This is a genomic window from Paenibacillus sp. NPDC058367, from assembly GCF_042723305.1.
Classification (GTDB): domain Bacteria; phylum Bacillota; class Bacilli; order Paenibacillales; family Paenibacillaceae; genus Paenibacillus_AQ.
Genome location: NZ_JBHXIZ010000002.1, coordinates 701,175 through 721,487, shown reverse-complemented (window position 1 = coordinate 721,487; position 20,313 = coordinate 701,175). Strand labels below are relative to the sequence as shown.

The following is a 20,313-nucleotide window of genomic DNA, read 5'->3' as shown; positions in this document are numbered from 1 at the left end:
TAATGGATTATTTAGCAATGGAAAAAAAGGTAAGATCATTTACACGTGGAATAATGTTATTAGACCATGAGGGGGAATTTTTTTGAAGATTCTAATCACAAGCAGTTATTTTACGGATGATCAAAAACAAGGAGTGGAAGATCATTTAAGAGGTTTGTTTAAGCAATTGGAGAACTCAATTGATTTAAGGAGCCTTGAATATTTCATTGTCCCAGATGACTTTAAACAAGAGGTGGAAGAGTTTCAAAGTTTGAAAGGTAAGAATATTGGTTTCACCAAAAATGAACACGGGACAGCTATGGCAAAAGTAATAGACTATGTTACTGAGAAAGGTTTTTTCTCGTCAGTGTTTGTTCACTATGCATTAATAGCGGGACTATACCATTCAGAAACTGCTCAGTTCTCATTGCATACTATTCATCATGAATTGTGTCATGTACATGATAATTTTATTGTGTATAACTCTTTTGGCTCTAAAGACCTCCACGAATGCTTCAAAGGTGTGAACAAGCCTGCTGACATCTTATCTTTTACATTTGCAGAAATTATTTGGTCTGAGTATATAGCTACTAGATTATCAGCTTCTTCAAGTCATATTGATAACGATTTTAGAGTAGGAGATCTTCTTAGTTCTGTTCCACTTGTTTATCATAATTGTAGGAACGCTATCTCTGAATATTACATGGATGAAGATATATCAAAGTTAAATTCAGTCATTCAGGACGAAACTGGCACGCTAGCAAAACTAATGGGCTATTTTTATGGAGACTTACATGGAGTTATACAATCTGATGATCTTCCGAAGGAGTTACAACAATTAATTGAGGATAATCAGTATTTAAATGGGGTATTTTTAGATGTAGGGACCGAATTGCATATCCTATTTAAAGAATACGGTGATTGGGTGGATCATACAGTATTTCAAAATTTGTCTAACTTACAAGTAAGGCTATGGAATCAAATAGGGATTTCTTATGAAAACAGAAATGATGAATTATATCTAAAAGTTCTCTAAACGAAATAGTACCCCCGCAAGCGCATAAGGTTGTCGGGGTATTATTATGCCCAATACTTCCCTGCCCTTTCCTCTTCCATTGGCATTTATAATTATGGAGAGGTGAAACTATGTTTATATCCCCAATGCTGCTGCAAACGGCTCCCAGGCCATTTTCGCACAGCAATTATATATTTGAACCAAAGATAGATGGGCATCGGCTAATTTACTCTCAAGAGTCCGGTAAGGTCCGGTTATATACCAGACACGATAACGAATGTACTTTGCAATATCCTGAACTTCATCTACCCTTTACGGACGATGTAATCCTAGATGGTGAAATTGCCTGTGTTGATCCAGAGACTGGGGTATCTGATTTTGAATCTGTAATGAGCCGTTTTCAGACAAGACGAGCAGAGAAGATACTACAACTCACCGGAACACTCCCGGCGTATTATGCCATCTTTGATATCTTGATGTACAAAGGTCAGGATGTGCGTGGGTTGTCCCTGATGAGCCGTAAGGAGATACTGGCGGGATTAACTCTACCGTCTAATAGCTTTGGAGTAGTGCCGCACGTGGAAGGTGCTGGAGAGGCATTATTTGAGCAGATCGAAACTCGGGGTATGGAAGGCGTAGTAGGTAAGCGTAAAAATAGCATATATGAGACTGGTCGCCGCTCTCATGCATGGCAAAAGGTCATCAATTGGACCTATGTAGATGTTTTCATAACCGGATATCGTAAACAGGAATTTGGTTGGCTTGCTTCAGTACCTTCCGGTACATCTAGAAAACTACGTCCAGCCGGAATCATTGAACTCGGCGTGTCACCGATCCATAAACAAGCATTTAGAGGCGTAGCACAGCAACTTGTAAAAAGTGAGGATAAGGAGTTTGTACATCTTGAACCAAGATTACGAGCAAAGGTAAGAATGAGGAACTGGACCAATTCTGGAATGCTACGGAGTCCAGTATTTACGGAATTTGTAGTATAAGCAAAATCACCCCACCGACCAATTGAGGTTGATGGGGTGATTTTTTATTAACGTTAGGCCAAAACCATCCTAAATTCAAATTCGGTTCTCATGTAGTAAGCATCCGCGACTTTAACACTAACAGGACTCCATTTCTGGACTGGACCATCACAATCAATTATGCAGCCAGCTAGATCACCACGGCGTTCAAGTATATCTACCTGTGACTGTGATAAAGCAGCCGTTAGAAAATCAGAATCTGTCTTCAGAACTTTGTATACATTGCTCATTACGATCACTCCTATGTATTGTATCCGATGGTTTATGTTTGAAGATATTTTCGTAATACATTTCCCTTAGATTACATATAGATCATGAATAAATCCATTTCCCACTTTTCAAGATTTTTTAATATATACCCTGCTTCCTCTGGTGTCATAATATCCATGTAATTTGCAGCATCAATCTTTTTCAAGCCCTCTATTCTTCTTAGAACAGCATACAAATCGAATGTATCAGAAATTCTTTGTTCATTATATTTAATTATTTCAAATTTTATATGATCATAATCATTATACTTGAAATTATGATCAAATCTGTAATTCCTTACTGGTCCACGATTTTTAATTTCTTTCATACATTCGAAAAAGGCAGGGTTAATTCTCCGCAGATTGAAGCTTATTTCATCATGGAGGAATCTTTCAACTATTTTTATCCCGATATCTCTTTTCTCTTGTTCTTCTTTGATTCTTTGGTCTTCATTTTCTTTTTGTACGACTTCTATTCGCTGTTGTTCTTGCTTCATTTGTTCCAAAACCATGCGTCCTTGCGAATTTGCAATGATGATTGCAATTAACGCTCCAACTAAGCCACCTGCATAATTCGCAAAGAAACCAACCCAAGTTTCTCCATTACCAACAGCCAAGTCTAATTTTATTTTCGCTAAAAAATTTATTATTATTGGGACTGCCAATATTAATAAAACATACCACCATTTAATTTTAATTTTAAATTGGTTATCTTGCATAAAACCACTCTCCCCTAATGACTATAAAATAGTCCTGCAGCCGAGGCCAACAGGACTATTTGTTGATGTTTTCGGACTACACGCTCAGTGCTTCCGATTAGTGTAAGAACACATTAACATGATTGGTACAATCTGTAAACGACAAAAAAGCCCACAAGCCGAAGCCAGTGAGCAAAATCAAAATCGATTTATTTTACTTTATGATATTAACCGCCTTACTTGCTGCCAGGTATTTTCTAAATCAAAATAAAACAGAATTATTTCACACTTTTGATATCAACTCGAAGATTTGCTTTATCCCAAGTCACCTCTGCCCCTAGCGCCTCGGCTACGGCTCGCGATGGTGTATAGGTAACGCCGTTATCAAGAACCCCATCACCGACCTTTTTACCATCTACATAAACACTTACTTTAACATCTTTATTCACTGTCTGCGCCTCCTTGTATCGTTCCATTACAGCAATTGCTTTTGCCATCGCTGTTTCAGATGGCTCTGTTCCAGCTCGCAGTTGTGTAAGTGTTAAGCCAAAAGTCATTTGGAAATGAGGATAATCTTTAAATGTAGTCCAGTCACCGCCCCATTCAAAACCGAGCTTTTTAGCCTCCTGAACAACCTCCTGCCAATCCGTAACTTTGTCTCCATCACCATCACGCTTCATATCCCAGGATACAGTCTTTCCGTCTGGAAGCAATAGAGCGAAGTCAATAGCCAACCCGTAATTGTGATAACTATAACCGCCTTTTGCATTGGTTACGATGCTTCCTGGCTTAGTTCTACCTTGTGCATACAGAGCATCCTGCTCTGCTATCGTGCGTAACCCTTGGGTTATAATAATCGGCACTCCCAGAGTGTAACAACGCTCAATCAATGCTGTAGCAGCAGATAAAACGATAGGATGTAAACCTATCAACCGCGCAGAGGATTTGCTCTTTAATTGATCCAGTGTAAATGCCATTACTCTCCAGCCCCCTTACGAGTCTGCTTGACCAATTGATTGCCGTACACAGCTACTGCACTACATAAGATTGCCTGCAGCACACTGTCTACGTTCAATCCAGTAGTCAGTACGACAATGATAATTGCAACCAAAGTAACAGCGTAAATGATGGTCCAATCTGGCACTCGCGGCGTTTGCTTAAGGATATAGCCGATCACCCAGCACACAACAACGATAAGCAATAATTCTGGTTTGATGAAGTTTGCAATTGCGCTCCATTCCATCTTAATTCCCGCCTCCCATGGTAAATTTAATAACTGCCAAAATCACGGCTCCTACTATAGTTGTCCCTAACCAAAAGATTGTTTTGTCGATTTTATCTAATCTGTGGTGAGCTGATTTTGCAGATGATAACGCCTCGACAGCTGTCTCTTTTGCATTTATCGCATTGTCTATCTTATCCTCAATACCATCTAGTTTCGTCTCTACTCTTGTGAGTCGCTGTAAGGTCTCCAATTGCGGATCTGACATACTTCTTCCCCCTCGTCTCCCCCAATATAAATAGCCCCCGTAACAGCTACGAGGGCAAAATAAAAACGCCTACTATGCGGCGTTATCTGTAATCTCTATTTATCTTCAGCCAGAAACTCCAGACCACTGTCAGTCAGAATCTCCAGCACTCCAGCTTTGAGCGTAGACGGCACCTCTGCATACTTGGTCTTACCCAAGATTACGCGCTGTGCAAAAAACATAGCTACCATGATATCACCTCCCCTACAAGCCAACAGCCAATAGAGCAACCGCAGGATCATTTATACAAATCAGTAGCCAGTTCGGATATGACATCCTCAATAAAGTCAGAGCGCTCAGATTGAGCTTTAACTTGTGCCTTAAGTAGTGTATTTTCATTGATCAACTGGTCTATTAATACGGGTGGTCTAGCCACATATTCATAGTAAAGTGTGTTATCGTTCAGATTGATTTTTAGAACCGGATCGAGTCCGTTCTGCTCCGCCGTGGGTATCTTCTCAAAGGCCATTCCCTGCACGTCGTCCAGATATTGCATGTCGTGATAGATCGCGTAAACCGTGTTGCTGCTGTTGTATGTGCAGAAGTACACTATTATTCTCCTCCTTCTAGTTCCATGTTGCTGCCCCTCTTGCGGATGCTGTAGAGTAACCTCCACCTAGCGACGCTACTACAACATGGATCATTGCCACTGGTCCATCTAGGTTAAACGGTTTTGTAAATGAGCCATCCGCTGCAATGTCCCCGGTACTCCCAAAATCTGTCATGTATATAGTATTATAGAAGGTGATTCTTCGTGAACCCTTGTCTATCACCATACCAGTGGCTAGATGCGTTAGATTCATATAGCTGCCGTTTATAACGTGGCGCAGTATCAATAACTGGTTGCCCTGATTGTCCTGTAATACTAGAGAATGATCTTGGTAGCTATTGTTATTCGAAGTACCGAAAAGGAGAGACCCCGCAAAGGTGGCATAGGTGAAGCCGGCTGGAAATCTGAACATCTCTTCTGTAATCCCATTCGCTCCTGCCTGTGTTGCAAAGTTTACAGAAATAAGTCCACCGAACCAGGGCTTTAAATTACCCTGTAGGCCATACATCCAAACACCATTACGAATATTCCCCGCTTGGATGTTAGTGTCTGCTCTAGCCTGCGCAGGACTTACTATTATTTCAGGATACCCAGTAGTTGATGGGTTAACATAAGCCCCATTAGGTATCCGTACATATAGGTTATTGCCATCCCATGCTGTGTTTATGGACGATGTATGAGTACCCAAAATAGGCACTGTTCCTTTAGTTCCTGCTATTGTTGTATCATTCAGAACCTTTGCAGGGTTAAAAGTAACTGCTGCAACAACACCTAATCCATTGTGATAACCCAACAATATAGTTTGTGCTAATGCACTCGGGGTAATGGTCACGGCTCCTCTGTTGGGCATAGTTCCCGGGGTTCCCGCAACCGTGCTACCTGTGAGGAGTTTGTCGGCTGGCACTGATACCGCAGCAATGGTGATTTGTTCGTCATATATCCCAGCTGCCTTTACAATGGCTGATGCTCCTGGTGTAACCGCCCCACCTGTCCGTACTGGTAGTGATCCGATAACAGGTCCTATATCCGTTTCCGCTGTCTTACCTGCTCGTATGTCTCCAGATACAGCGTCGCCCTCACCTCCTTCACCCTGTAACATAAAAACCGAACCGTTATACACCAAAGTGTATACCGATCCGGCTTTTAGATTAGTTACATTACTAGTGTTTGCCTTTTTAATGGCCTTTGCTCCCAAACCATTGTAGTTAAGTGTCGCCGCTCCGGTGCTGTTAGCATTGATTTTCACCATCACGCGTAGGCCCTCTACCAATGCAGTTGCGCCACCTACAATGGTCACCGAATAGGCATTCCCATCATTCTTGGTTGGCCCGTAGCCATCACGATTTGCCGTCATTTCTTCCAGGGATATACCCCTTGATGTATACACGTTTCCAGCCTTGGTGATCGGATGTATTTCATCGTATCCTTTACTGGCAGCAGGATTTGGTTTTTTAATCAATACATTTTTAGCCATTCTTTTCGCCTCCTATAGAACGAGGTATTCCTTGTATTGTTATAATGCTCGCCAACCTGTCTTTGCACCGTCTGTTTCTTTCAGATAAAATATTGATCCTGTTGAACCGGATTTATTAATCGCAATTGTACCTTTATTGGCAGTTACTATACCTTCAGGATTCGCAAAAACATATACCATACTCCCAAGTATAGAACTGCTCAATGTTTTAAGTGCCATATCTGCGGTGGATGGATCTAAAGCTCCCAAGAACAGGAATATTGGAATTTCTCCCTCCACGGTCCCCACTTTGACAATGTTCATTATTGCGCTGCTATCTGATGCTAGGACGCTTAATAATTTGGTGTTACGCGTATCTTTTATTTTGATGTTTTCAAAAATAAATGAAGCATTTGAAACTGTGGTTCCCGTAGATAAGTGGATTAAATACGTTGTGCAGGAATCATTTACTTCAAAATAATTTACTTTAATGATGTTGGTGGATACGGTGTCCGTTGCGATTGCACTGTTTTTAAGGGCATTGATGATGTAGTTTCCAACAATGAAATCACAACGATTAACCATTACACCTAAGCTGTCTGGGCAATTTACTTTAAACGTGTCTATTTTTACAATAGGGTAGTCTTTTTCATTGCCCAAATCCATCATTCCAATATATGACCCTGCATACCCCCCATAAATTTCCGCATTGTTAATATTGATTCGTGTAGCATGTTGGCATTTGAAAGCACTGGCAGCGTTTGTGTACACTCCACCACCTAGATTGGTGATGGTGTTCGCTAAAAACGCTTTGAAATGATTGATGTTCAACGTAACTGCATACGCAAAGATAGCAGATTTTTCACCATGACTGTTGAGTGTGTCATTGGTTGGTAAGTCTAACACATGGCATTCTAAGCTGTTTATGTTAATGGTGCAACCTTCAGCATTGACCACTGTAGTACCCGCAGTGAAGTCATTCCCCGTTCCTCTGGTAACGACTCTGCCTAAGTTCGTAGTGAATTTTTTATTTTCTCCGGTGTAATTGAATGGTTCCACGTCTAAGGAGTTACCACCTAACCCACCTGTTCCGCCTGTCGTGTTGTCGAGATCCGCAAACAGGATGGATAGGTTATTGACGTGTTCAATGACAAGGTTCTTCCTACCGGCTCTAAAACACCGCACATTGTTAATCGTGACATTCTCACTATAAGCAGTTCCAATATCACTATCCCCGGAGATACTTACGTTATCGCCATAGCAATCATGAGCATACACTTTGTCCACGGATATGTTTTTGGAGTTATAGATAAACAGTCCATGCATGTGTTCATTGCCACTGAGTATTGAATTCATGTTTCCATCAATTTCTAATAGTCCGGTGATATTCACATTTTCCACTCCACTAATCTGAAAGCATCGTGTCCAAGCTGGTGAGTTAGCTACAAGCTTCATTTTTGCCCCAGTATAAAAATGTATCTCTGAGTTAGAAGGGATCTGAAGACCTGCTACTGTATATGTTTTAGGCGGGACTAGAACCCGTAATTTATTCGCTACCGCATAATCTAATGCAGCTTTAAAAGCGACTGTGGTATTTGTTCCGTCCGTCTTTACGCCAAAACGTTTGTCCAAAATAGAAATAGAAGCAATGTTTACCAATTGATTATTTACAGTATCAAGTTCAGCAGGTAGTCCTTGTACCAGTTCAATTTTTGTCACTGGGTAAATAATATCTACTGTGTTCTCGTTAAAGTTATTGAATTTAATCTGAACATTTTTTTCAGCCATAAGAGCCCCTCCTAAATCTCTTCGAAGAAAACCATAGTTGTGTTATCTAGACTCGCGTTTGCGATTATCAGCCCGTCTCCAATATCGTAAGAGTCACCCATATCTTGATACCACCACGTATTAGCAGCAGGGTTCACAGGAGCAGTGGGCGATAAGATTAATTTAATAGAATTACTTACAGCCAAATTCAAATCATCTGTAGACGCATAAATCCCGCTTGAAATATTGGCAGAAATACTTGACGCATTCGCTGTTAACGTAATGATGTCGATGCTCTTTTCTATGAGGTCTGTTCCACCAGCTGCCGAGATATATTCAGCACCTGTTCCACTGTTAGCATAGCAATATAATATTTCGCCATTATCAGGGTCCTGTGCAAAAATGCCGATCTCCCGAAAGAAAAACCCCGCTGTTACATCTTGATTACTCAAGACACCTCCGACAATCGCTTTGCCGCCTTGCTGTACCTGCAGTTTGGAGATGGGTAATGACATCTTTTCAGATATCAATGCATTCATTGCGGTGATCGGTAGACTCCCTAAACTCCCTGCGCCGATTCCGATGCGATTAAAGACCAGTGCTGTACCTGTTTGTATCTTAGCCTGTAGCGCTAATCCTTTAGTTGTGAGGACCAAACCTCCGAATGCACTCATTACGTCACCTGCTTTAAAGTCAATTTGTCTGTCATTCGCAAAACCACCCCAGTATATATGTCCATATTATCTGTTGACTGTATGATGATCGTTTCCAGCCACGCACTCAGCCGTTTCACCGAATTAATCGCCTTGGCAAAACGTTCAGCTTGTTCGCTTGTCGCAGCGGTATTAGTGGTAACCACTCGAAAGTATCCCGGTTCGCCACCGTAATCAAACCATTCCTCTACTCGCCCGTCACCAAAATAGATTTCAATCACTCGCCGCACTGCTTCTGGAGTTCCACGTATGCGAGCGAGATATAACACATCCTTGATGGCCTTTCTCTTTATTTCAATTTCAGCGTTTGAATCGTACCAGTCCGCCCCGAATTGCCAAGCTAATATATCCAAAACTTCACTCGGCTGCTTATCAATCTGGCTATAAATCAATACGTTAATGATTTCAGCTGCAATTTCTTGAAATTGATAGGATAAAGCGGAAGACATACCTTGAACGTCGTCATTACCACTCATAAACTTGCTTTGTAGCTTTAATAAGTCCACCGTTTGGAGTTCCACCTAGATCAGCCCCCCATACGTCAGCTTACGTACTCCGATGCGCTTGGCGACCTGACTGTCTGTAATTTCTGTATATTGAGGCGATATGGTAACAACCCTATATGCTCCTGCTCTGTAAATTCTGGCAATAAGGTCGTCAGGTGTAATAGCACGGCCTAACTTACTTCGCTGCCACACTTCGTATTGATCCGCCGCTCCGCCGACCCCCTCAACGTCAGACCGTATGACAGCCTCCTCATAAGAGCGATCTGCCGAGATATAATAAGTGAGATCGATTGAGTAATCTACCACTGTCGGGGCTAATACTTTCACACGATCCGTTAAAGGTCGCCTAGTCGCACCCGAAACCTCATTCATTACCTGCTGTAAAGTATCCGCTCCCGGAAGTGTCCCGCCTTTCATGAGAGGATAAATTTCAACCTCGCACGGTGCCGGAGTGATTACCTCCACATCGATAATATCCACATCTGCTGATTTGGCAAAAAACACATAAGCATCCTTAGGCCCCGCAACAGAAAAAGATGCCGGGGCAAGTCGTTGACGGTCTCTGTATGCGTCATCCGTTTCTTCGTCTGACCCTCCTGAGCTGATATCTATATTGCGCACACTCGCTACATACGAGATTGGGTCAACCAGGAGATTAATTTGACCTGGTAAAAATCCATTGTTCTTAGCACCACCAACCGTAGAGACTGCTGTAACTGTGCCGTTGGTTTCCCCTGCATTTATGGTTAGTGCAGTTGTTGTTGCAAAATATATTTCACCGTCTGGTGTTACCCTAGTCCCTTTAGGGATCATGACAGGGTTCAAGTTGATGATGGATAACTCGAACATCATATTCACTTTCGATGGTTCTGACTGCAATCTGCCTACATCAAAACGATCTCCCAACGCGTCCAACACTTCTCCATAAGCAAACGGCAATAAGTTGGCATTACCTGTGTAATTTATATCATTTCTTATTGCCACCAGTACTGGAAGTATTTGCATTAAAAATATACGCCGTGGGTCTCCAGGGTACAAAGCCTGCCCCGTTTTTAATTGGTAAGCCGTGATCAATTCTTGTTCGATACTCTGCGCATCAGTATCGACAAACTTGATTGGCGTGAAATCGTTCATACATCTATCACCACCTCGAAAATTAAACTTCCGTCTTCTGATTTTCCTTGATAAGTAACTTCTTCCACCGTTGCCCGAGGCTCTGCTGCATCAATTAAGTCGTAGATTTGTGCAATGACAACAGGAATAGCCTCTGTATCTGGCATATCTATAAACTTACCTTGCATCCCCAGTGTTCTGTCATAAGCCACCTCATAAGTAAAAGTATTGAGCAGCGTAAAAACATTCTGGACAATCTCATCGCTACCTGTGGCAGACCAATCAATCACTGGGGAGTCTGAAGTATTGATTGCGACTAGCATTATTACACCCCCATGGAATTGAGCTTGGCTTCTACAGCGTTCCTTCTTGCTGTAGCTGCATTTGGATTCACCCGCTTTGTCTCAACTTTATCTATATAAGACATTGGAACGAGATTGAGATTCACTTGGGCAGTATTGGATTTCTTCGACTTTGCTGATGTTTTTTTGGTTGAAGCTGAAGCTGCTGCTTTTTGCGCTGACCCCGCTCGCACATACTCCTCAAAACCGAGCTTGATTCTGGCCGCGATAAGTCGACCCTTGCCATCGATTTGCGTTTCAGTAATTGCTACCGATTTCAACAACCATTTATTTTTACCTAGTGGCTTTGTACCCAACACAAAAAAAGCAGGTGAAGCCTTCTCCCGAAGTGCCTCCCATGCTTCTATTTCTTTGCGGACATCTACTTTCAACTCTGCTCGTAATGGTACATCAAAACTCATAGTATCTAATCCTTGACCTTTAACATAGGTACTCGGCTTACTCTTTAACTTCTCTTGGGATTCTGTGTTTAAGGAGCCGGACCACTCAAGACCATCAATCGTATAAACTTTGGTTGGACTAACTGAAAACGTCTTTCCCTGATAAGATGCGATTGGCATACTACACCTCCCTGCGAACCGCAATAATTAAAGCATCTACTAATACAGCCGAAAATAAAGCTACAGTAGCCTCATCATTGATTTGCGGAGAAACACTATCGGCATAGGGAATCTCAGCAGATACAACGTTATCCATATCATTAAATGATACCCTTGCTCGTCTATGGGTTGAATCTATAGAGGTCACTGTACCTTTCCTGATCATTAATATCCCTCCAGCGGCTTCCGTAATGTCAATTTAGTCTGATTGTTTATTTCGTCATGAGTAAGGTGATCAATGATATACACACCGTCAAATAGACCGATGTCTACAACTTGAACAGTTGTGCCAGCGGCATAATTTGTGTTGAGGTTTATGACGAGTGTTGCAGTTATCATGTGCTTGTTAAAGCTTCTTAAAATACCCTTAGCCCAGCGGTTAGCCTCAGCTTGATTTGATGCATACAGATTTCGCTTAAGTGTTGGACCATTAACACCAATTGCTGTATATTGTCCCTCGATGTACCCTTTAAGGGTTTGGCTTCGGACAATACACTTACCATAAATGTCAGTTGATTTGTTAGTGAATACATATGCACCCGCGATATCCGACTCTCGGATGATTGACAACTCAGGGTTAGGTGCATTTTTTTCCTGCATAGCCTCATCGTAAATAACGATAGATTCGTTATTTATCTTTAGTGCGTACCCTTCAAGCGAGCAGCGTTCAGCGAGAAAAACAAAATCCGCTGTCTCTACCTGATCCACACGATCATATAAATGGTTTATGACCCCATAAGTTTTAATCCCGAAACCATAACGAGCCGCAATCTGAGTCGCAAACTCCATAAAGCGGACGCTCTCCCAACCTTGGGATCGTGCTGTTTTGCTTATCTGAGGGATAGACAATGCCTGTAATCCGAAACTTCCTGCAGACTGTGATATCTGGTCAATGTACATTAGTCCACTATCAAAACCACTCTCAACAATCTGCAATGTATCATTTTTAGCCGGATTCCACTTACTCCACACTCCCTCTGGGTCCGCAAAAACGAGATCCACCCTATCCGGTTTACCTCCAGAATTGTCCATGTTTAAAACTTTCGTTGGCTGAACTTCTGAAGTTATATCGACTCCATTATAGATAATTTGCATTTACTCACCCCTGTTTCCATGGCGGTAAAGATGATACAGTTTTATCCTCAATTATTGGAATCAAAAGGCTCTCCCCACCCGAGAAGATGATTGTTTTCCGATATTTGAGGTTGGCCTGAATGATCTCCGAGGAGTAATGTTCATCGTCATAAAAATCTAGTGAAATACTATCAAAAGTATCGCCAGCCATGGTTTCATAAATAAACCCATTAGCCAAAACTTTCCCTCCTCTTCGACTCCCACCAACGATCTGCCTGTTCAAAGAAATCATCTGCTGCAGATTTTAGTGTTGTCATCACTCCCGCTGTATCCCCTCCAGATATCACTGGCGAGAAAATAAACTGCGGACTACCTCCGCTACCTCCACTCACTCCTAAAGCTGCTGCTGTTTTATTCAACAAACTCAAACTTCGCGGAGTGCGTTTCAGAGGAATTGCTGCTTCTGGTCCAGCTTCACCAAATATGGAGGGTTGATTAGTAAAGCCGCCCTTTGCAAATGTAGGTATTGTGGGAATATTAATACCAAATTCTTCTCCACCCGCCCATTTAGGTAGCTTGAAATGAATTTTATTTATGCCCCCGATTAATTTATTGATCCCATCAATAGCACCATTTAAAAATCCATTAAATGTTCCTTTTATTCCATCCCATAAACCACTAAACCATGAACTTACCCCTGACCATGCAGTTTTTAAACCATCAACCATACTTGTCCATTGAGCAGTAAACCATTCGCCTATGCTTTGGAATACAGGCTGGATATAGTTCTGCCACATATCAACAATCCAAGCCCATACCTGATCCCAGTTTTTCCACAGAAGATATAAGGCTGCTCCTATAGCTGCGACTGCCAGTATCACCAACCCAATTGGCGATGTAAGAAACGCAATAGCTGCTCCAAACGCTGTTGTGACTGCCGCGCCAATCCCGGCAATAATGTTCCACGTTGTTCCTGCAGCTACCATTGCCCAGGTTGCAGCTGTATTCGCAGCTCTTACAATCGTGTCTTTAGCATAAAGCCCTTTGAGATATAACGTGATCGCTGCATCTTTTATTTTTGATGGACGGAGCAGGTCATACGCCACCTTAAGCCCGTTTATTAATAAGGTCCCTGTTTTAACCACAGCATTATAGGCAGTTATTGTACCCATCGCCAATTTCCATGCCGCCATTGCTCCAACAATGCCATATATGATAGGAGCGAGCGTTGACCAGTTACTTGATATATACTGATAGATTTCTACTGCCTTGTTGTAAACAACACCAATAATGTCACCAAAGTCTTTTACATACCCGATCATAATCGGTATAAGTTCAACAGTTTTATCTGCAACATTTGATATTGCATTTTGCAATTTTTGGATCTTATCTGGACTATTCATAAAGGTTGAGATAAGCTCATTTGCCTTTTTATAAATGGTTGTCATTGCTGGTATAGCTGCGCTCATAATCGTTCCTGATAGCTGTTTAAAACTTTCTTTCGCTAATCTTTGTTGGTTAGCAAGGTTATCCTGCGTCCGTGTAAAGTCTCCTTGAGCATCCGCGCTTCTTTCTAGAAGGTAGTTATACCGCAGCATGACTTGATCAGCTTGACTCATATCTGAGAAAGCTGCCTTTATGCCTTTTGATAGTGCGAAAGCTTCCAGATTAGCCACACTCATATTTATACCTAGCGCCTTCAGTGGTTCGGTTTCTCCAGATATCCCCGACTTAATCTTCTCGAAAGCCGCCGCAGGATCAAGGTTGTAAAATGATGCAAAGTCACCAGAGAGTGCAGTTAGATTCTCAGACATAGTAACAAGACTTTTACTCGATACGCCGGAACTTTTCATCAACGCACCTAAAGTACTACTGTATTGTTTGGCAGACAATTCGCTTAGTCCATACGCAGACAATGCACTTTTTGCCCATGCATCGATCTGTGTAGAACTTTCTCCGAAAGTAACATCTACAACGTTTTGGACTTCAGTTAGATCAGAGGCAAGATCAAGCCCCTGTTTGGCGATGTATAATAGTCCGGCTCCTATAGCAGCTGCACCTGTGACGGCTGCTGTCGTCGCCAGTTTGAAAGACTTACTTATCAGGTTACTCATTTTACTTGATGTGTTCCCTACGTCTCCCATACGCCGTTGTGCGTCTAGCAACGCTCTACGTAGTGAAGGATCTAGGTTCCCCGCTAAACGGATAATAGTCTCTAGTTCGCGTCTACTTGCCATGTGCTCGCTCTGCCTCCTTTCGTTATCGTTCTGCTTCGTCGGCTAATGATTCGTAAAACTCAAATAAGTCCGGGATGCTCATTTCAAAGCATTCCGAACGCGTGGCGAAATGGTTATAAACTAATTGAGTAATGCATCCTGTGAGGTATTCATCGCTGATGATTCCTCCGAAATTATGAAGAAAAAATCCCGCACCAGCGCCTCCGCTTTCACTGAATCTCTAGCACTCATCCGTAGAACGTCCTCAGCTTCAATGGATGAATCTACTTTCTTTACTGCTGCAGAGAATAAGTACAGGTGATAGTCAGAATCTAATTCTTGAACCATGACCATATTTCCCGCTTTTTTATAGGCTTTAGTAGCATTAGCTTTGTCTTGTGCTGTCATATCCTCCAAATTGTAGGACAACTCTGTTACTGTCTCACCATTAATATTAATAGGCTTACTTAGTTGAAATTTTGGCATTATATACCCTCCTCATAATGTGAAAAACAGCCCTCCTATTGGAGAGCTGTTCGAATCTCAGACATATAGTCGATACCATTTATGACATATTTGGAATAAAGTTTATCGATCAGTAGAACTTCTTTTCCGTCAACGACTTTGCGCAAATAGGTTATCTCAAATTCACTTGATCCATCTGCTCCAGCATTTGCTTCGCGCTTACCCATGTCGTATTTTTTGCTAAGTCCTGACATAAACACTTTCTCTTGCCGTATGCCAATTTTCGAGTTGTTCACATCGAAAACATCAACAACGCTTACCACTTCAAATTTAATCAAACCGGGACGTGAGAGCATTGCGTATTGAGGGTTGTCAGCTTTGTTATTTATTGTAAAAGTCATAGAGCCAATCTGCCCGAAAGATGGAAAGTCAATTTCCCCCATGATACCCGCGCCTTTAAGGGTATCAGTTAATTTTTCAATGCTCGGCAGTTGCAAATCGGAGCTATCATCAATTAATTCAAGGACTCCAGCACCATTAGATGCCTTGAGCCTGTAATCAACAGTTTTGTTTGAAAATTTCATCAGCTTTCACCCCCACCGAATAACGCGGACAGTCCAGCAGTAGTATACCGCACCTTAAACGTCAGCGACTTAGCAACCGGAGTAGTAGTAGTCAAGATATCGAATACAAAATCCCCTTCCACGATGGAACTGGTAGGGTTGCTAGTCTCATTAAAACTGATTGAAGCTGAAAGCAGTTTGCCATCTGCAATTAATCCGCTGAGCCACACGCCACAGTCGTTAAGGATCGTATCCACCTTGCTGCGATTAAGAGGGTCATCAACATCTTTACCATAACGGCTCTGGAACGAGTTCGTAAGGTATCTCAGCATTCGAATAGAGGAATCAAATACATTTTCAGGATCAATATCTGTTCCATATTCGTAATTGGCATTGTGCGGCCCCCAGAGTACCCACATACCATCTCTGAAGTTAAAGGTTGTAATACCTTTTGCATTGAGCTCGTTAGCTTGAACCTCATCAAATTGGATTTTCGCGCCACTACCGAGTACGGTGGATGTTATATCAACACGTTTATTAGATGGCGACTCATAAGGCACATTGTCATTAGCGTAATCTGTCTGTTGCATCCGCACACCCATGATTGTAGATGCCCAGAATTGGTGACCAGAAACCTCCGCTTTGGGCCAGCCTACTTTTAATGGTACATCTGAGTAATCATTTGTAGATTTCCATGCAATTGCTTCCGTGATTGTATCAGCGGTAGAGTCAACGTTCAAATCAGCCAAAACAACTGCGTCCCAGTGACCATTAATCTTATGCGCACGTGTAATTAATGCCTCTTTTATAAGCTTATGATGTGACCAACCTGGAGCGGCGAGGATCGTCGGCACTTGGTTTAGAGTCTGATAGATCAAGTCTGCGACTGCGATACCCGTTCTGATACCGCCTAAGTTACCTCCAATAATGTCAGCATCAGTTACTACTGTCGCATCCATCTTATTGTAAGTCGCAGAGGTTGGATTAACTAAGGTTTGTCCGGTTAATGAGGTAAGCTTGACCCTTCCATCAGGCAAATACTCAGCCTTATAGTCTGTTCCCTTCACTTTCCCAGTTATAGCGATGGTGCTAAGTATCGCCTGGTCAGTGATATAACCAACACCATTAGTGATAGCGACAGAACTTGTTCCCACGCTAGAATGTACAGTCGGGTCCATGATATTGATTACAATAATTGGACCGATAGGCTGGACTTTGTTTTTAAAATGCGCGTATACAACCTCGCATAGTGTAAATGTTTTCCAATCATCGGAGTAACCTATCTTCGCAGCGGCATCATCAAAATTGTTTATCACAATTGGCACATTGACTGCTGCTGCAGGATTAGCCAGTTGTTGTACTGGAGCAGTGCCGATATAGACTGGCAATGTTCCAACTCCTGCAGGTGGTAAAGTGTCTGTACTCGGCTCTATTGAACCAAATACACCGTGTTTATATACCAAATATTTCACACCCCTTCGTTAATCTAAATAGTTCGGCGGCATCATATATGGCAAGCTCACTGAAGCCGCCCTGAACGTCATCCACCCCACCCAATATCCTACTGGTTGTTGCAAGTACATCCCCCACCGAAAAGGCTTCTGAGCCGCTGATTTACCGCCTTCAATAAGGTAATTTGCTGACAACTCCATACGGCAAATCGTAATTAGGTTCAGCAGGTCTTGATATCCCTTGAAATTCGGGATAATCACTCCCGGCTCTGGGTACAGTCCCGGATTATAGACCACGAAAGATAACCTGATGTTGAGACCTGCATCATTGCCGTCATCATCTCCATCATCCATGCCGACTACTATCGCTGGGATTGCAGTTTTTACTCCATCCGGTATCTGTAAGGCCACATCCTCCAGTTGATTCGGCGGCGGTATCCATCCAATAAATACATTTGGGTGTATGAGATCATATTTACTAACATCATCTTCGTTCGGCACCATGAGTTTGATTTTTATACTGACATGAGTCCGCAAAAACTCCTGAATCGCCTCCAAAATGGTGTTATCAATCATCGTATGGTCCTCCTAAGTCTTCGCTCAATCTCATGCTCCATCCGGCGGGACAACATTGTCGCCGCTGCGGTCTGGATAGAAGCTTGAACATCCTCGTTTTCGACCATTTGAGCCGTTGCTATCGTTCGCATTACATCGACGGGATATCTTCTCCGCCCTTCTCGACGCATAACCTGAGCTCTGCCAGTGACCTTTTGGACAAACGCTTTAGGCTCGCCGCCTACTCGTTGATATCCAGCAGATTTTTTAATTTTCACCTTTGCAACCTTGGAAGTTGAGTTTAGTCCACCAGGAAGAAAGCGCCCGAGCGTGAACCTCTTACCCCGAAACCGCACAAAAGCATTAATCCTTCCAAGAGAAGCCCTTTGCTTGTACATCGTTTCTTTTACTTCTTTATTCTTTATGTTGTAACGCTTAGTTACCTCTTGAGCTGATTTAGTAAAGACGTGATCTATTGTTCGATTCAAGGCACTTAATACGGCTGCGGGAACTTCACTTTCGAAGCCCCGCATCCCTCTCATGACCCTGTTCAGTGCTGAAGTATCAATTGTTATCCTATTGCTCAAACTACTCACCTCGGTTTTGATTGATCAGGATCTCATAAACTCCGTCATTATCAGAAACTGAGTCGATATAGTGAAGCTTTTTGTTAAAAATCTGCGTGTTACCCACCTTCGGAATTCCAGGGTACTTAGCAACCGGAATAAAGTAGAGAACTAAGCCAGTCGTAATGCCGCCATACTCATCGTTAGCCCGTTTTATTAGACGCTCACTATCGATTTGAACAGTGCAATCATGATCATCAATAATCACATCGTCGCTAAACTCCTCCCGATTAAAAAAGACATGGGAGATATCTAGTGCGGCCTGCTCCTTAAAGTTCATCATGTTGCCTTTTCTTTTTCTCAGGTACTGGTTCTACTGCGACAATGATACCTTTTCGCAGCTCCTCTTTGACGGTTTCCGGTTCGGCATCAAATGAAGAACCCTTCTGATGGAGGGCTCCTTCAACTTCTGCGTATCCGCGAATAACGCTATACTTCATGTACAGCCTCCTTATCTGCTTGGGTCGTACCAGCCCTTATACTGCTTCAATTGATCAGCAGCTGTTTCGGCAGGAGTTAAGCCGATATGCTCCAAGTATCCAATCCTTTTGGCATCATCTTTGATGGCTTTGAATTCCTCAGGAGTAAGGTAAACCTCTTCTTCGCTATGATCGTCCTCTCCTTCAATTACTCCCAAGCTAAGAAGCCTTTCAGCCTCGCTTTCTCGCAGATCCTGAATTTCTTCACCGACTCCGTATTTCTTACCATTGTGATACACGCGGCCTAATGTTTTATATGGCATTCATTTATCCCCCTTTAAATTAAATTACTTTTGCAACAACCCAACCCGCTACGTTTGGCGGTACTGGTAGTGGACGAGATAACAATTGCAACCAGCGCTGGGCTGGTTCAACTGTAACCCAAGATTGAGGTGTAATTTCGGCCGTAACAAGCTCAAACTCTTCAGTCTTTGGATTCATAATAATATTGGCCCCATAGCTGAAGGTGAACTTTTCACGGGAAGACAGCACAGCCATTGTGCCAGTTGGAACAAATGGCACAGACTCTCCATTATCGTTTGTATATTGGCCCGTGTAACTGTATACATCCATTCCAATGTCCCGAAGACGCCCGTGAAATGTAACCCCGTTAGGTAACAAAGTTGTATCAATAACCCCAACATCAACACCATCATTCTTTGCCAGTTCCAGGATTTTCGGGTGTCTCATGAGGGCGGTAGCAGCGGCGTAATCGCCTAAAATAACGTCAGGGGTAGGTGCATTGGCAAGGAAAATATCTTGCCGCACACCAGCAAAGAATGCGATAGGGTCAGATGCAGGATTGCTAAACAGATCAGTACCGGAAAGAGTAATTACATTATCAAAATCGTAGTCAATTACTTGACTTACTCCCTCACCGACCTGAGTCACTTTTCCCGTGAACATTAATTCTGCTGCTTGCTGGATTTTGCGGCGAACAATAGTGTCCTTGAGCTCAATGAGATCCTTGGCAAGTAACTTACGTGCACGCACATCGGGCTTCTCTGGAGCGATCAGAGACTCCCCAGCCGTACGAACCTTGAGATCGATAGAAGTTATCGGCCGTGCAGGTTTAATCAATGCTGGCTTGTATTGTTTGGCTGTAAATCCGGTGCGAAGGATTACTTTACCAGGCTGCAACTCCGACACATAAGGAGCAATCGGCTTATTACCCTTCAAAGTTTGAATCTCTACCCATTCCGTATCGAAAGCTTCACCTTCCTCGAAAAATGTGTCCAGGATATAAGTAACTGGAGATGGTATCTGTCCGACTACCTTGAGTAAAGTCGGAATTGCGTACATATCTTTGACTGCCATT

The 20,313-nt window shown here is 42.5% G+C and carries 29 protein-coding genes; 2 read left to right on the top strand and 27 right to left on the bottom strand.

The features are described from left to right. The first annotated feature begins 82 nt into the window (after positions 1-82). Both ACFWMP_RS14005 and ACFWMP_RS14000 read left to right on the top strand, forming a co-directional pair. Positions 83-1,015 (top strand): hypothetical protein, encoded by a 933-nt coding sequence (locus tag ACFWMP_RS14005; protein ID WP_379423984.1) that lies wholly within the window; start codon positions 83-85, stop codon positions 1,013-1,015. A gap of 110 nt (positions 1,016-1,125) precedes the next feature. Next, positions 1,126-1,989 (top strand): ATP-dependent DNA ligase, encoded by an 864-nt coding sequence (locus tag ACFWMP_RS14000; protein WP_379423983.1) that lies wholly within the window; start codon positions 1,126-1,128, stop codon positions 1,987-1,989. Positions 1,990-2,042: 53 nt separating this feature from the next. Here the strand turns inward: ACFWMP_RS14000 and ACFWMP_RS13995 are convergent, their stop codons facing one another. The 27 genes from ACFWMP_RS13995 to ACFWMP_RS13865 form a co-directional block, all read right to left on the bottom strand. Next, positions 2,043-2,258: a hypothetical protein gene (locus ACFWMP_RS13995; protein WP_379423982.1), complete on the bottom strand. Its 216-nt coding sequence runs from the start codon at positions 2,256-2,258 to the stop codon at positions 2,043-2,045. Between the two features lie 71 nt (positions 2,259-2,329). Further along, positions 2,330-2,995, bottom strand: a complete 666-nt coding sequence (locus ACFWMP_RS13990; RefSeq protein WP_379423981.1) for a hypothetical protein — start codon at positions 2,993-2,995, stop codon at positions 2,330-2,332. A gap of 257 nt (positions 2,996-3,252) precedes the next feature. Further along, positions 3,253-3,951, bottom strand: a complete 699-nt coding sequence (locus tag ACFWMP_RS13985; RefSeq protein WP_379423980.1) for a M15 family metallopeptidase — start codon at positions 3,949-3,951, stop codon at positions 3,253-3,255. Then, on the bottom strand, positions 3,951-4,217 hold the full coding sequence (locus ACFWMP_RS13980; RefSeq protein ID WP_379423979.1) for a phage holin family protein: 267 nt from the start codon (positions 4,215-4,217) through the stop codon (positions 3,951-3,953). The genes ACFWMP_RS13985 and ACFWMP_RS13980 overlap by 1 nt, the downstream gene beginning before the upstream one ends. A gap of 1 nt (position 4,218) precedes the next feature. Next, entirely contained in the window at positions 4,219-4,464 is a 246-nt protein-coding gene (locus tag ACFWMP_RS13975) for a hemolysin XhlA family protein (protein WP_340970333.1), read from the bottom strand. Positions 4,465-4,559: 95 nt separating this feature from the next. Continuing rightward, entirely contained in the window at positions 4,560-4,694 is a 135-nt protein-coding gene (locus ACFWMP_RS13970) for a hypothetical protein (protein WP_379423978.1), read from the bottom strand. A gap of 47 nt (positions 4,695-4,741) precedes the next feature. Continuing rightward, complete coding sequence (locus tag ACFWMP_RS13965; RefSeq protein ID WP_379423977.1) at positions 4,742-5,053, bottom strand: hypothetical protein; 312 nt, start codon at positions 5,051-5,053, stop codon at positions 4,742-4,744. A 16-nt stretch (positions 5,054-5,069) separates the two neighbouring features. After that, entirely contained in the window at positions 5,070-6,527 is a 1,458-nt protein-coding gene (locus ACFWMP_RS13960; protein WP_379423976.1) for a hypothetical protein, read from the bottom strand. Positions 6,528-6,566: 39 nt separating this feature from the next. Then, positions 6,567-8,294 (bottom strand): glycoside hydrolase family protein, encoded by a 1,728-nt coding sequence (locus tag ACFWMP_RS13955; protein ID WP_379423975.1) that lies wholly within the window; start codon positions 8,292-8,294, stop codon positions 6,567-6,569. An 11-nt stretch (positions 8,295-8,305) separates the two neighbouring features. Further along, a complete protein-coding gene (locus ACFWMP_RS13950) occupies positions 8,306-8,947 on the bottom strand; it encodes a phage tail-collar fiber domain-containing protein (RefSeq protein ID WP_379423974.1) in 642 nt (213 codons plus the stop codon). Then, positions 8,947-9,462, bottom strand: a complete 516-nt coding sequence (locus ACFWMP_RS13945) for a phage tail protein I (protein WP_379423973.1) — start codon at positions 9,460-9,462, stop codon at positions 8,947-8,949. Before ACFWMP_RS13945 ends, ACFWMP_RS13950 begins: the two co-directional genes overlap by 1 nt. 45 nt (positions 9,463-9,507) lie before the next feature. Beyond that, entirely contained in the window at positions 9,508-10,626 is a 1,119-nt protein-coding gene (locus ACFWMP_RS13940; RefSeq protein WP_379423972.1) for a baseplate assembly protein, read from the bottom strand. Then, positions 10,623-10,928, bottom strand: coding sequence for a hypothetical protein (locus ACFWMP_RS13935; RefSeq protein ID WP_379423971.1), 306 nt, complete (start codon positions 10,926-10,928; stop codon positions 10,623-10,625). The genes ACFWMP_RS13940 and ACFWMP_RS13935 overlap by 4 nt, the downstream gene beginning before the upstream one ends. A gap of 2 nt (positions 10,929-10,930) precedes the next feature. Then, positions 10,931-11,527, bottom strand: a complete 597-nt coding sequence (locus ACFWMP_RS13930; RefSeq protein WP_379423970.1) for a phage tail protein — start codon at positions 11,525-11,527, stop codon at positions 10,931-10,933. A gap of 1 nt (position 11,528) precedes the next feature. Beyond that, positions 11,529-11,732: a hypothetical protein gene (locus ACFWMP_RS13925; RefSeq protein ID WP_379423969.1), complete on the bottom strand. Its 204-nt coding sequence runs from the start codon at positions 11,730-11,732 to the stop codon at positions 11,529-11,531. Then, positions 11,732-12,661, bottom strand: coding sequence for a phage late control D family protein (locus ACFWMP_RS13920; RefSeq protein ID WP_379423968.1), 930 nt, complete (start codon positions 12,659-12,661; stop codon positions 11,732-11,734). Before ACFWMP_RS13920 ends, ACFWMP_RS13925 begins: the two co-directional genes overlap by 1 nt. A gap of 4 nt (positions 12,662-12,665) precedes the next feature. Next, positions 12,666-12,878, bottom strand: a complete 213-nt coding sequence (locus ACFWMP_RS13915; protein ID WP_379423967.1) for a tail protein X — start codon at positions 12,876-12,878, stop codon at positions 12,666-12,668. Further along, positions 12,871-14,877 (bottom strand): phage tail tape measure protein, encoded by a 2,007-nt coding sequence (locus tag ACFWMP_RS13910; protein ID WP_379423966.1) that lies wholly within the window; start codon positions 14,875-14,877, stop codon positions 12,871-12,873. Before ACFWMP_RS13910 ends, ACFWMP_RS13915 begins: the two co-directional genes overlap by 8 nt. Positions 14,878-14,997: 120 nt before the next feature. Continuing rightward, a complete protein-coding gene (locus ACFWMP_RS13905; RefSeq protein WP_379423965.1) occupies positions 14,998-15,342 on the bottom strand; it encodes a phage tail assembly protein in 345 nt (114 codons plus the stop codon). Positions 15,343-15,377: 35 nt separating this feature from the next. Then, a complete protein-coding gene (locus tag ACFWMP_RS13900) occupies positions 15,378-15,905 on the bottom strand; it encodes a phage major tail tube protein (protein WP_379423964.1) in 528 nt (175 codons plus the stop codon). Then, complete coding sequence (locus tag ACFWMP_RS13895; protein ID WP_379423963.1) at positions 15,905-17,347, bottom strand: phage tail sheath family protein; 1,443 nt, start codon at positions 17,345-17,347, stop codon at positions 15,905-15,907. Before ACFWMP_RS13895 ends, ACFWMP_RS13900 begins: the two co-directional genes overlap by 1 nt. An 18-nt stretch (positions 17,348-17,365) precedes the next feature. Then, positions 17,366-17,911, bottom strand: coding sequence for a hypothetical protein (locus ACFWMP_RS13890; RefSeq protein ID WP_379423962.1), 546 nt, complete (start codon positions 17,909-17,911; stop codon positions 17,366-17,368). Further along, complete coding sequence (locus ACFWMP_RS13885) at positions 17,908-18,477, bottom strand: phage tail protein (RefSeq protein ID WP_379423961.1); 570 nt, start codon at positions 18,475-18,477, stop codon at positions 17,908-17,910. The genes ACFWMP_RS13890 and ACFWMP_RS13885 overlap by 4 nt, the downstream gene beginning before the upstream one ends. Before the next feature lies 1 nt (position 18,478). Next, positions 18,479-18,799 (bottom strand): hypothetical protein, encoded by a 321-nt coding sequence (locus ACFWMP_RS13880; protein WP_379423960.1) that lies wholly within the window; start codon positions 18,797-18,799, stop codon positions 18,479-18,481. Continuing rightward, positions 18,786-18,956 (bottom strand): hypothetical protein, encoded by a 171-nt coding sequence (locus ACFWMP_RS13875; protein WP_379423959.1) that lies wholly within the window; start codon positions 18,954-18,956, stop codon positions 18,786-18,788. The genes ACFWMP_RS13880 and ACFWMP_RS13875 overlap by 14 nt, the downstream gene beginning before the upstream one ends. 11 nt (positions 18,957-18,967) lie before the next feature. Continuing rightward, positions 18,968-19,258 (bottom strand): DUF7210 family protein, encoded by a 291-nt coding sequence (locus tag ACFWMP_RS13870; protein WP_379423958.1) that lies wholly within the window; start codon positions 19,256-19,258, stop codon positions 18,968-18,970. Between the two features lie 19 nt (positions 19,259-19,277). Further along, complete coding sequence (locus ACFWMP_RS13865) at positions 19,278-20,312, bottom strand: major capsid protein (RefSeq protein ID WP_379423957.1); 1,035 nt, start codon at positions 20,310-20,312, stop codon at positions 19,278-19,280. Position 20,313: the final 1 nt, after the last annotated feature.